Here is a 10,622-nt window from a genome sequence, read left to right on the forward strand (position 1 = left end):
TGGTTAATCGGTTAACTGAATCCAAAACATCGATATAGATTGGACGCTAGGATTGAACATTGTGATTTGATCATTGGTAATTACCAGATTAACTGAATCCAAAACGCTGAGCGCTCTGCGTCTAACGCTTAGCCTATTTACAAAACAAGCTCCTGGTGCAACCTCAACAAAGTATCCCCGGCATCATCACAGAAACCCGGGTGCACTTTCGAACACTGTACCACCGTGCTTCGGGTTGCGGTAAGCCATCTGAAACGTGAAGCCTGATCGTATTGGCCAATTGGTCCTGATCCTTTTGCAGCAACGCTGATCCGCTCAAAAGCAGCTAAATTTTCTTTCAGCTCATCTATATCAACTTCGGCAGAAAATGCCTTTATCCGTTCTTCATCCAGTACGAAAATACTTTTTAAGAATTTTTGTTTGGCACAGAACAAAATAATGCCCACATTGATAAATTCTTCACGTTCTACCCTTGGCATCACGCGGATAACAGCATACTCAAATAAGAATTTCCCTTGCATGCTGTGCTTCTTTTAAAAATACGTCAGAATTGGCCAATCTTTCCGTAAGGAAATAAATGTATGCTTTGCGGTGTTCTTCTTTGCTTTCGAAATTCGTTTCCCCTTCCAACCAGTCATCAGGAATTAAATTAATAACCGATTCGATTTTTTCAGGCGTCAGGATTTTAGTAAATTCATCGTGTACGCTTTCCAGTTCGGTAGCCCATGGCAATAATACATGGTCTTTTACCAATACAAAAGGTTTAACGGCCTGTTCTTTCCAGTTTTGCCACGAATGATGGAAGTAAAGTGAAGCACCATGGTCGATCAGCCAAAGTTCTTTATGCCAGATCAACATGTTGGTATTGCGGCAGGTACGGTCCATATTGGTTAAAAAGCAATCCAGCCACACAATCTGCGAGGCCAGTTTGGCATCAACAGTGGTTACCGTAGGATCGAAAGTAATGGCACCCGAAAGATAGTGTAAAGCCAGATTCAGGCCAACGCTGGCTTTTAACAGATCCTGTATTTCTTCATCAGGCTCAGTTCTCCCAAAAGCTTCATCCAGATTGGCAAAAACCAGTTCGGGTACGCGTAAACCTAAAATCCGTGCAATTTCACCACCGATTAATTCGGCAATTAAAGCCCTTGTACCCTGGCCCGCTCCTCTAAATTTGAGTACATATAAAAAGTTATCGTCGGCCTCGGCAATGGCGGGCATAGAGCCTCCTTCGCGCAAAGGCGTAACATAACGGGTAACATTTACTGTTCTGAGTTGTAAATCGTTCATATCTGCAGATAGAAATGGCCATTAATTTAATCCGGGCGCAATTCTAAACTTGCGGCAAATTTAGCAGATTTCCAACAATAAATCAGTCAGCGTTTGGTAGTAATACCTGCGGTAGAAATAACAATCGGCTTAATCGTGCCCCAAATAGGCATTTCCGGCAGGAGTCATTGCCGACGACCATTGTACCGATTCGCGGTTGATCTTAATAAGCCCCATGCTTTCCAATTCTTCATATTCTTCTTCCATGCCTCCCAGAACCGAAGAACTTACCTGTTGATTGATAACTTCCAACAGCGATATAATTTCTGATCTTTCCATAACAATATTGATTAGATTAAGAAATAACATAAATATACCGAAAAAGTTTCTTGCTTAACTAAACATTTTAAAGGCTTTAAGGTTGTATAATATCCCGGATCTGATTGTTATGGAAACACACATTTATTACCTTTTTATTATGGCCCTGCCTGTTGCCTGTATTGCTTGGACGGTTACCAAGGAAGAGATTTTTAGAGAGGCGCGTGAGTTCTGTGTCGATCGTTCCAAAAACTGTGATAAGCTGGTAAAACGTAAATTTTTCTATGTGTTTACGTGCGAATACTGCTTTAGTCACTACATAACCCTGATTCTGTTATCCATAACCAATTTCAAGCTACTTTATTCTGATTGGCGTGGTTACTTGATCGCTTTTTTTGCCATTGTTTGGATTGCCAATGTGTACATGAGCCTCTATAACATCATCAGGATCGATCTAAAAAAAGAAAAAATCAAAGTGGCAAAAGAAGAATCGGAGCTCAAAAAAGATTAAAACCATTTGTAATACAGGCTGTTTTTAGTTAAACCTTCAGCCATGCCTTCATCTGTAATTAAATATTTCAGTTATGATGCAGATCGAAAAGCATTAAAAATCATGTTTATCACCGATATGGCTTATCTGTATAAAAATGTTCCTGAACGGGTTTATAAGATGTTAAAAGCTTCGGGCTCAAAAGGAAGATATTTTAACAACTACATCAAGGACAAGTTTAAATTTCAAAAACTGGAGAAAGAGTAATATTCCTGAAAAACTTTTATGAAAGATTAAATAACTAAAAAATTAAGTCTCACTTTTTTAATTTTTTATGAAATAATTAAAATTCTGAGGAACAGAAACTTAAGATTAAAACCACCACAAATCGCGTTAATTAATTATAATTTTAAAGTAAAAGAAGTGTTAAACCTGTTGGATTTTTAGAAACTAGTCCTATATTTGTCCTCGAGAGCGTTAATTTAGATACGGGTATATGGCTTAGGCTGTATGCCCGTTTTTTGTTTTAGAAAGATTTACATGCTCCGTCACCTTATCCAGGCAGATCCTTAACCAGGGGGTGTAAATGCCCGGATTAACTTTGATATCATTTGCCAAAGTTTCCAGATCCACGTATTTAAAAGTTTCTACCTCTTCCCTATTAATTTCCGGAAGTCTATCGCTCGAACCGAAAAAAACATGGTCAACCTCATGCTCCGTTAATCCATCTTCAAATTTGGCCTTGTAGGTAAATTTAAAAAGATAATTGAGCACACAGTCCATCCCCATTTCCTCCATTAAACGCCTTTTTGCCGCATCTAAATTGGCTTCGCCCATCCTTGGATGACTGCAACAGGTATTGGTCCATAAGCCGCCAGAATGGTATTTGCTTAAAGCCCTTTGCTGCAACAGCAGTTCATTTTTCGAATTAAAAATAAATACAGAAAAAGCACGGTGAAGCAAACCTTTTTCATGTGCTTCCATTTTCCCCATCTGGCCCAACGCCACATCATCCTGATCAACCAGAATAACCTGTTCTTCCATTTAAATTACATTTAACTTATTGCGGATAATCGAATCAAACATCAGGCCCACTTTATGGGTATTGGAAATCCTGATCCGCTCCGTCATAATTTTTTCGGCACTTAACCGCTTAATTTTGGTAAATAGTTTTTTATAGTAGATGTACGACAAATATACACCATTCCTGGCGCTTGGGGGCAACATCTTGATGCCGGCCAGTGCAACTGCAAATTCTTCTTCTATTTCCTGCTCTATTTCCCTTTTTTGGTTATCGCAAAATACCGCTAGGTTTACATTTGGAAAATAATTGCGGTTTAAACTTTGATGATCGGCTTTAACATCACGTAAAAAATTTACTTTTTGAAAAGCAGAACCCAATTTCATCGCATAAGGTTTTAACTGTTCATAGCCGGTTTCATTTCCATTTGTAAAAACCTTTAAACACATTAAACCAACTACCTCGGCAGAACCAAGTATATATTCGTTATAAAGCTCCGGAGTATATTTTTGGGTAGCAAGATCCATTTCCATGCTTTTTAGAAAAAGACGGATCAGCTCAGTGTCGATCTGATAGTGGTTAACTACCTTCTGGAACGAATTCAGGATAGGATTTAAGCTGATGCCTAAATTAATCGCCTCAAAAGTATCCTGCTTAAATTTATCGAGCAGAAACTTTTTGTCGTAATGATGGAAACTGTCGACGATTTCATCTGCCAAACGTACAAAACCATAAATAGAATGGATGGGCATGCGGAGTTCCTTACCCAGAAAATAGATGCCAAAAGAAAAGCTGGTACTATAACGTCTGGTAGTGAGCCGGCTACAATCGGCAGAGAGTTGATCAAAAATTTCTTTCATGGGAAAGTGGGGATTGGATGGATGTTTCAAATTCATCGAGCGTTTTAAACCAGTTGATGTGACCGATATTTTTTAGCTTACCGATAACCTGACTGTTTCCGGCCAGATGGATCTGGGTGGAGGTGCATATTTCTGATAATTGATCTATATATTTTTGAGCTGCAACAGCAGTTCGAGATTTCACCATAAAAAGCAGAACATGATCTACATTTAACGTAAAAAATATCCTTTCTATGGAGTCTAAAGGAACTTTACTTCCTAAAAAAATAACCTGCTGGCCATACATCCTTAACATGTAACTGGCAAAAAGCAATCCGATATCATGATCTTCATCTTCGGGCAGGAACAGAAGCCATTTACCTGATGATGGGGCGGCAAACGGGAGATTATTAATGTGTGTAAATATTTTTTGACGGATAATATTGGATAAAAAGTGCTCATGGGCGGGGCAAATATCGTCTTTTCGCCACATTAATCCCAAACGTACAAGCAATGGGTACATAATTTTCCGGTAACAACCTGAAAGTCCGATTTTATCAATTCCATCATCAATTAGCTGGTTAAACGTCTGTTCATTAAAAGCTAATCCACTGTTGATCAATTTCGAAATATAGAATTCGGCTTCGTCATCAAGAGATGGATAGGTTAGCTGCTGATGTAAAAGACGCTCCAGATCATCATCAGAAAGACTGCAGATTTTAGAAATCTTGAGGCCACTTTTATTTAAACTGGCGATATTTAACAGTTTTCTCAGCTGTTTATCATCGTATAAACGCGTATTACCCTCTGTACGCATCGGATTTAATGCACCATACCGCTGCTCCCAGATCCTGATGGTATGGGAGTGAATGCCCGAAAGCTGTTCGAGGTCTGAAATGGAATAGGTCATTTATTTTGTTTAAATATATTCAATAAAATCTAAACAGAATAAAAGAAGAAAAGTTTTTTAAGCAGTCCGATGTTACCATCTGACTGATCCATCATAATTTTCAGAATAAGTGCCGGATGGTAACATCGAACACCATGAAAAATGGTTTTAAATGAGACTAAGTGCCAGATGGTAACATCTGGCACCACCGCAAATATCTCCACAGATTTACGAAGTTATCGGCATCCTGCCGATTAAACTTCGTAAGTGAAGCACTACTCAAAAGCAGTTTTATAATCTTTAACAAAATCAATAAATTTTCTGGGTGTTTTGCTAGTTACTTCTTTTACCACATTGCTTACCGCTGCCGCCTCGCCACGGGCATAATGTGCATAATCTTCTATCAAACCTGCGGCCTGCCATGCCGGAAAACCAACATTCGATAAGGTATTTTGCATGTCTTCATCAGATACATTGATGTATTTAATTTCCTTTTTTAATACCTGTGAAAGCATTCCGGCTATTTCCTGATGATTAATGGCTTCTGGTCCGGTAATGTCGTAAATCCTATTCTCATGATCAGTGGTTGTGAGTGCCTTTAATGCTACCGCTGCAATATCGCGGGTATCAACCAAACTGATTTTGGCATCGCCAGCTGTGGCAAAAAACTGCTGTTGGTACTTTATAGGATCGGCAAAGCCCAACAATCCCTGCATAAACAGGTTTGGCCTTAAAAAAGTATACTGTAAACCTGTTTCTTTAATTTTCTGTTCAACAACAGCGTGGTAACGTAAAAAACGTACAGGTGAGTTTAAATCAGCCGCAAACTGTGATAATTTTACAATATGTTTCACACCGTTCTTTGCAGCTAAATCAACAAAACTGCACTGTAAACTTTCGGCTTCCTCTGATGAATTAGTCACTAAAAAAACCTGCTCAATGCCTTTTAACGCCTTTACAATACTTTGCTTATTTTCAAAATCGCCTGTTACCAATTCGGCTCCTTTTAATTCTTTTAAAGTTTTTGCATTGTCCGGATTTCTTACCAATGCCCTGAAAGGGATATGGTGATCAGCTAACTGTTTTGCCAATTCATAACCAATGCTACCAGTTGCACCGGTAACCAGTATGGTTGGTTGGGTTGTATGTGTCATGTTTTTAAGATTTAATTACATCACAAATTTCAACCTTACCGCGGGAATAAAATTGTAAGAAAACGAATGCCTAATTAAAACGTTCTTCGGTTAAGAGCACTCCCCTTTCGCCATTACCTGTTTCGATGGTATGTACATGTTTGTAAGAATGGCTAAAAAAATCGTATCCATGTTCCATCTGTTTAATGGCAACCGTGTTTACCGGATATTTCAGATTGGTTTGCATACACAGCAAACTGCCATTGGCCAATAAAAGAAAGTCGCAATCGTAACCTCTTTCCTGCAGTTCGATAACTTTTTTGGTAATGGATACGTTTAATCTATTAGTGGTGCGGATTTTACGTTTCATGGGATATTGGGTTTAAGGATTTTCGGGATGATTATTTAGGTTATTAAATATATCTATTAATTATTACGATTCAAAATGCAATATATTGTAATACAAGTAATTGAAACATTTTGTTTTATTTCACATTTTGTGTACCCTATGCTTTTCCATTGCCGTAGCCACGATTTTACAGGCAAAAAACAACGTATCTTATTTATTATAAAGAATACTAAGTATAGATACAAAGGAAAAATAATTTCTTTATTTAAAAATGCAAGCCATAAATTAGTATGCTTAACACACACACAATGAAACTGAAATGCATCGTAATCGATGACGACATCCTTGCCGTCAACGGGATAACTGCGTATATCAATAATCTTACGAATGTTGAACTGGTAAAATCCTACACCGATCCGGTTCAGGCTTTAAATGAAATTACTGCCCGGGAAAATGTCGATATTATTTTTATTGATGTTGACATGCCCATGATTTCGGGTCTGGAGTTATCAAAAAGCATCAGGCACAAAACCGATAAATTGATTTTTACCACCTCCCATTCCAAATATGCTTATGAGGCTTTTGAAATATATGCAAGCGCCTATTTATTAAAACCCTATACTTTTGCTCGCTTTGCCGAAACCATTAACCATCTTTTCCCTCATACACCCAGCGTGCCGCATGTGCAGGTAAAACAGGAAGACGATTATTTTTTTGTAAGGAACAAAAGCGAGAAAAATAACCTGATTAAAGTGAGGTACGCCGATATTGTTGCAGTAGAGAGCCTGCAGAATTATGTACGCATTTTTACCCTGAGCGAAACCATTGTATCGTACATTGCCCTATCAGAAGTTAAGATCATTTTAAAAGATTACCAGAATTTTTTACAGGCCCACCGTTCTTTTATTATTGCCAAAAACTATATCGAAAAAATTGAGGGCAATACACTAAAAATGATCAACGACCTGACCATCAACATCGGAAACAACTATCGCGAAAGCATACAGGAGTACATCAGGGAAAAAACGATAAAAACAAACCGTTCTTAAAAACTAATTTTTTAGTATTTTCGTTGTGAGAACAATTAAACAATAAGTTTTTTGTTAATTATACATAGCCGTATCCCAGTTAACTAGCCAGATGAACGCAACGAACGAAAGCGCAACAGTAAAAAAAAGCCCGATATTACAGTGGCTCATCAGTAAAAAACTCCACATCATTGTGTGGATCATCTTTATTTTTTACGAATCGATCATTGTTGGACTGATTAACGGGAAATTCGGCAGCTTACCCCCATACATTTTATATTATACGCTCAATATCATTACCTTTTATGTGCACGCCCATGTTGTACTTACGTTTGGCTTTAAAAACCCAAAACAGACCTTCTGGAAGCTACCAATAGCCCTGGCGCTCGAAATTGTTTGCTATCTTTTAATGGCAATATTACTGGATTATATCATCATTTATCATACACATTATACCGGATCGAGAAAAATCACACTGGATCTGCAGTATTTTTCATCGCCATTATACCGTTGTGTATATTTTATGTGCTTTTCTACGGGTTATTATTTTTTACTGAATTATATTAAGGAGAGAAAAAAGACCGAAGAGCTTGAAAAGCAGCGTTTAAATAATCTCATCCAGATTGCCAGATCGGAAAATGCATTTTTAAAAGCGCAGATCCAACCACATTTATTATTTAATACCCTGGATTTTATTTATCAGAATGCCCGCGAATCGTCTCCAGTTGCTGCAGAAGCCATCCATTCGCTTTCCGAAATGATGCGCTACTCTGTTGACAGTAATAAAGACCGTGAATTTATCCTGCTTGACGAGGAAATTAACCAGGTAGAAAACCTGATCAATCTGCACCAGCTCCGCAAAGACCATAGCATTCAGTTACGTTTCGGATACGACGACGGGATCAGGAACCTAAAAATCATCCCAATGGTACTGATTACCCTGGTAGAGAATATTTTTAAACATGGGGAGCTGTTTAAAATTTCCGATCCGGCAGAAGTAAGCGTTAGGATTGAAGACGGGCACCTTATCATTGAAACATCCAATCTCGTAAATACGGTTAAAGATCATTCTGGATTAAGCTCTGGCCTCGAAAACATCAAAAAACGTTTAGATTATACCTATGGCAAAAATGCAAGCTTTAGCTATTTTACCGACAAAAACAACTACTTTAGGGTAAAGTTGCAGATCGGGTTAAATGGCTAACGTTTTAGTATTTTAATTCCAAAGCTTAAATTTCTGCAACAATCTTAAAATAAAAAGCAATTTTCCTTGCCGAATAGATAAAAATCCGTTACGAGTACGTTTTTTTTCCTTTTTATTGCCTTAAGTTGTAATTTGCGGTACCTAAACCTATCAAAAATGTCTATAAGTTGCATCGCAATAGATGACGACCCATACGCTCTCGAAAGTCTAATTGCGTACGTGGATAAGTTGCCAGATCTCAAACTTGTGCAAACTTTCACCGAACCGCTGAAGGCATTGGCAGAAATATCGGTGTCCAATCCCGTAGATATCATTTTTATGGATGTAGAAATGCCTGCACTTTCGGGAATAGAACTGGCCGGTTTATTAAGACAGAAAACCAGACACCTCGTTTTTACCACCGCACATGCCCGTTACGCCATTGATGCCTTTAAAGTTGAAGCTGATGCCTACCTGCTTAAACCCTATTCCATATTACACTTTACCAAAACGATAAACAACCTTTATCCAACCGGTAAAGAAACACCAAATATGCTTGCACCCGAAGATGGGTATTTCTTTTATATCCCAATGCTTGGTGAAAAAGGAAATCTGGTGCGTGTAGACCTGAATGAGCTTATTGCTGTAGAGGAAACCAGAGCAGATGTTGTATTTACAACTGTAAATGATACCTTCTTAAGCTCGAGAGAGGATTTTATCAAAACGTTAAAAATGCTAAAAAAACACTCGGCCTTTATACAGATCAGTGATACGGTGGTTATTGCCAAACAGCATATCAAAAGTGTACTCAGCAATAAAGTATTATTATCCGGAGAAACTGCCTTTACCATATCCGAAACCCATGTTTCCCTCTTTGCCGATTTTGTTCAGCATAATTTTCCCCACAAAAAGCCATAACCAGGCTCAGCCGGCATAAATTTCATATTAACAGCTATCCAACTTAACCATTTTTTAACCTCAGGTTAAAACATTCCCGCTTAAACTTTGTATTAGGATAGTCTATTTTAAATTAATTGATTTATCTGTTTTGAAAAGAGTATTAGTTGTGGATGATGATCCTGATGTATTGGAAGTTTTTCAGGAGGTTTTAGAAACCGGAAATTATAAAGTTTACCCCTTGTTATCGCCAAGGTATATCTTTAAGACCATCAGAAATTTCGGCCCCGACCTGATTATTCTCGACATTATGTTAAATGGAATGGATGGACGCGCGGTGTTTAAAGAATTGAAGTTAAATCCGGAAACCGAACACATTCCGGTTATCCTGGCCTCGGCCAGATATGACGAAAATTATATTGCATCCCAAAAATATCATCCCGAAGATTATTTAGAGAAACCATTTAATATGGGCGATTTACTACAGAAAGTAAATGCCTTAACCAAAAATTAAAAAAATCAGATATGAAATTAAGATTGATTATACCGGTGATGTTGCTGTGTGCAATAGTATCAGTTAGGGCAAAGGCTCAAAACAGGCCCGATAAACTGTACTCGATGAGTGGCATTGGCTTTGCTTTCCCCATGGGTGAAACATCAGATTATTTTAAACCGAAATTCTCTACTTCCCTCGGGTTAAATGTTGGCGTAGGCAACGGCGGACTATTTTTATACCCAAAGGTAAGTTTACACGCTTTTACCTTTAACCAAATTACACCCGACGCCGGTTATACCTATACCATACAAAAAGGAAGATCTACTACTTACCTCCTCAATATGGCCTTAGGTTATCGTAAAATTGTAAATAAATGGGCATTTTATGGATTCGCAGGTGCGGGTGGTGGTTTTATCCTCACTCCACAGGTTGGGGTAAACAGTACGACCTTGCAGGTTACCCAGGATAATAAATCGAATGGTTTGGGTATTGCCGAAGGCGGTGCAGGGATAGAATATAATATTGGTGGTGCCAATTTGTTTGTTGAGGCCAGCTACATGTATGGTTTTGGCAAAATACAGAACAGGACTTTTAATACCGTACCGATAACTGTTGGCATTAAACCAAATTTAAGTAAATTATTGAGCAAGCTTTAATGGCATTGATATACAAAATACCGGAGCGGTTACGTTTAAATAATGTAACCGCTC

Annotated in this window: 15 protein-coding genes; 7 read left to right on the top strand and 8 right to left on the bottom strand. The window is 38.1% G+C overall.

What is annotated here, in order from left to right:
* Window positions 1-137: 137 nt before the first annotated feature.
* The 3 genes from B2V92_RS03450 to B2V92_RS03460 form a co-directional block, all read right to left on the bottom strand.
* Window positions 138-521, bottom strand: coding sequence for a DUF3037 domain-containing protein (locus tag B2V92_RS03450; protein ID WP_293304845.1), 384 nt, complete (start codon window positions 519-521; stop codon window positions 138-140).
* On the bottom strand, window positions 499-1,290 hold the full coding sequence (locus B2V92_RS03455) for a HipA family kinase (RefSeq protein ID WP_293304846.1): 792 nt from the start codon (window positions 1,288-1,290) through the stop codon (window positions 499-501). Before B2V92_RS03455 ends, B2V92_RS03450 begins: the two co-directional genes overlap by 23 nt.
* 129 nt (window positions 1,291-1,419) lie before the next feature.
* Complete coding sequence (locus B2V92_RS03460) at window positions 1,420-1,608, bottom strand: hypothetical protein (RefSeq protein ID WP_057934571.1); 189 nt, start codon at window positions 1,606-1,608, stop codon at window positions 1,420-1,422.
* A 109-nt stretch (window positions 1,609-1,717) separates the two neighbouring features.
* Here B2V92_RS03460 and B2V92_RS03465 point away from each other — a divergent pair, with 109 nt between their 5' ends.
* Together B2V92_RS03465 and B2V92_RS03470 are read left to right on the top strand one after the other, a co-directional pair.
* Window positions 1,718-2,098 (top strand): hypothetical protein, encoded by a 381-nt coding sequence (locus tag B2V92_RS03465; RefSeq protein ID WP_293304847.1) that lies wholly within the window; start codon window positions 1,718-1,720, stop codon window positions 2,096-2,098.
* A 42-nt stretch (window positions 2,099-2,140) separates the two neighbouring features.
* Window positions 2,141-2,344 (top strand): KTSC domain-containing protein, encoded by a 204-nt coding sequence (locus B2V92_RS03470; RefSeq protein ID WP_293304848.1) that lies wholly within the window; start codon window positions 2,141-2,143, stop codon window positions 2,342-2,344.
* Window positions 2,345-2,578: 234 nt separating this feature from the next.
* Here B2V92_RS03470 and idi read toward each other — a convergent pair whose 3' ends face one another.
* The 5 genes from idi to B2V92_RS03495 form a co-directional block, all read right to left on the bottom strand.
* Window positions 2,579-3,121, bottom strand: a complete 543-nt coding sequence (idi, locus tag B2V92_RS03475; RefSeq protein WP_293304849.1) for an isopentenyl-diphosphate Delta-isomerase — start codon at window positions 3,119-3,121, stop codon at window positions 2,579-2,581.
* A complete protein-coding gene (locus tag B2V92_RS03480; RefSeq protein WP_293304850.1) occupies window positions 3,122-3,958 on the bottom strand; it encodes a phytoene/squalene synthase family protein in 837 nt (278 codons plus the stop codon).
* Window positions 3,942-4,847 carry a MerR family transcriptional regulator gene (locus B2V92_RS03485; protein ID WP_293304851.1) on the bottom strand — a complete coding sequence of 302 codons (906 nt, stop codon included), beginning with the start codon at window positions 4,845-4,847 and terminating at the stop codon, window positions 3,942-3,944. Before B2V92_RS03485 ends, B2V92_RS03480 begins: the two co-directional genes overlap by 17 nt.
* A 254-nt stretch (window positions 4,848-5,101) precedes the next feature.
* Entirely contained in the window at window positions 5,102-5,980 is an 879-nt protein-coding gene (locus B2V92_RS03490; RefSeq protein WP_293304852.1) for an SDR family oxidoreductase, read from the bottom strand.
* A gap of 70 nt (window positions 5,981-6,050) precedes the next feature.
* Window positions 6,051-6,329 (bottom strand): hypothetical protein, encoded by a 279-nt coding sequence (locus B2V92_RS03495; protein ID WP_293304853.1) that lies wholly within the window; start codon window positions 6,327-6,329, stop codon window positions 6,051-6,053.
* Window positions 6,330-6,616: 287 nt separating this feature from the next.
* Between B2V92_RS03495 and B2V92_RS03500 the strand changes: the two genes are divergently transcribed.
* From B2V92_RS03500 to B2V92_RS03520, 5 genes are all read left to right on the top strand, one after another.
* Window positions 6,617-7,357, top strand: a complete 741-nt coding sequence (locus tag B2V92_RS03500; RefSeq protein ID WP_293304854.1) for a LytR/AlgR family response regulator transcription factor — start codon at window positions 6,617-6,619, stop codon at window positions 7,355-7,357.
* A gap of 91 nt (window positions 7,358-7,448) precedes the next feature.
* Window positions 7,449-8,540 carry a sensor histidine kinase gene (locus B2V92_RS03505; protein ID WP_293304855.1) on the top strand — a complete coding sequence of 364 codons (1,092 nt, stop codon included), beginning with the start codon at window positions 7,449-7,451 and terminating at the stop codon, window positions 8,538-8,540.
* A 156-nt stretch (window positions 8,541-8,696) separates the two neighbouring features.
* Window positions 8,697-9,437: a LytR/AlgR family response regulator transcription factor gene (locus tag B2V92_RS03510; RefSeq protein WP_293304856.1), complete on the top strand. Its 741-nt coding sequence runs from the start codon at window positions 8,697-8,699 to the stop codon at window positions 9,435-9,437.
* A gap of 130 nt (window positions 9,438-9,567) precedes the next feature.
* Complete coding sequence (locus B2V92_RS03515) at window positions 9,568-9,930, top strand: response regulator (RefSeq protein ID WP_293304857.1); 363 nt, start codon at window positions 9,568-9,570, stop codon at window positions 9,928-9,930.
* A gap of 11 nt (window positions 9,931-9,941) precedes the next feature.
* Window positions 9,942-10,568, top strand: coding sequence for a hypothetical protein (locus B2V92_RS03520; protein WP_293304858.1), 627 nt, complete (start codon window positions 9,942-9,944; stop codon window positions 10,566-10,568).
* Window positions 10,569-10,622 lie beyond the last annotated feature (54 nt).

Source organism: Pedobacter sp. UBA5917 (assembly GCF_002432345.1).
Taxonomy (GTDB): Bacteria; Bacteroidota; Bacteroidia; order Sphingobacteriales; family Sphingobacteriaceae; genus Pedobacter.

What these genes read in the sequence shown, in the direction of transcription:
- B2V92_RS03510 (WP_293304856.1), top strand. Translation starts at nt 8,697, where the DNA reads ATGTCTATAAGTTGCATCGCAATAGATGACGACCCATACGCTCTCGAA.
- B2V92_RS03505 (WP_293304855.1), top strand. Translation starts at nt 7,449, where the DNA reads ATGAACGCAACGAACGAAAGCGCAACAGTAAAAAAAAGCCCGATATTA.
- B2V92_RS03485 (WP_293304851.1), bottom strand. Translation starts at nt 4,847, where the DNA reads ATGACCTATTCCATTTCAGACCTCGAACAGCTTTCGGGCATTCACTCC.
- B2V92_RS03480 (WP_293304850.1), bottom strand. Translation starts at nt 3,958, where the DNA reads ATGAAAGAAATTTTTGATCAACTCTCTGCCGATTGTAGCCGGCTCACT.
- B2V92_RS03465 (WP_293304847.1), top strand. Translation starts at nt 1,718, where the DNA reads ATGGAAACACACATTTATTACCTTTTTATTATGGCCCTGCCTGTTGCC.
- B2V92_RS03455 (WP_293304846.1), bottom strand. Translation starts at nt 1,290, where the DNA reads ATGAACGATTTACAACTCAGAACAGTAAATGTTACCCGTTATGTTACG.
- B2V92_RS03490 (WP_293304852.1), bottom strand. Translation starts at nt 5,980, where the DNA reads ATGACACATACAACCCAACCAACCATACTGGTTACCGGTGCAACTGGT.
- B2V92_RS03520 (WP_293304858.1), top strand. Translation starts at nt 9,942, where the DNA reads ATGAAATTAAGATTGATTATACCGGTGATGTTGCTGTGTGCAATAGTA.
- idi (WP_293304849.1), bottom strand. Translation starts at nt 3,121, where the DNA reads ATGGAAGAACAGGTTATTCTGGTTGATCAGGATGATGTGGCGTTGGGC.
- B2V92_RS03495 (WP_293304853.1), bottom strand. Translation starts at nt 6,329, where the DNA reads ATGAAACGTAAAATCCGCACCACTAATAGATTAAACGTATCCATTACC.
- B2V92_RS03460 (WP_057934571.1), bottom strand. Translation starts at nt 1,608, where the DNA reads ATGGAAAGATCAGAAATTATATCGCTGTTGGAAGTTATCAATCAACAG.
- B2V92_RS03450 (WP_293304845.1), bottom strand. Translation starts at nt 521, where the DNA reads ATGCAAGGGAAATTCTTATTTGAGTATGCTGTTATCCGCGTGATGCCA.
- B2V92_RS03470 (WP_293304848.1), top strand. Translation starts at nt 2,141, where the DNA reads ATGCCTTCATCTGTAATTAAATATTTCAGTTATGATGCAGATCGAAAA.
- B2V92_RS03500 (WP_293304854.1), top strand. Translation starts at nt 6,617, where the DNA reads ATGAAACTGAAATGCATCGTAATCGATGACGACATCCTTGCCGTCAAC.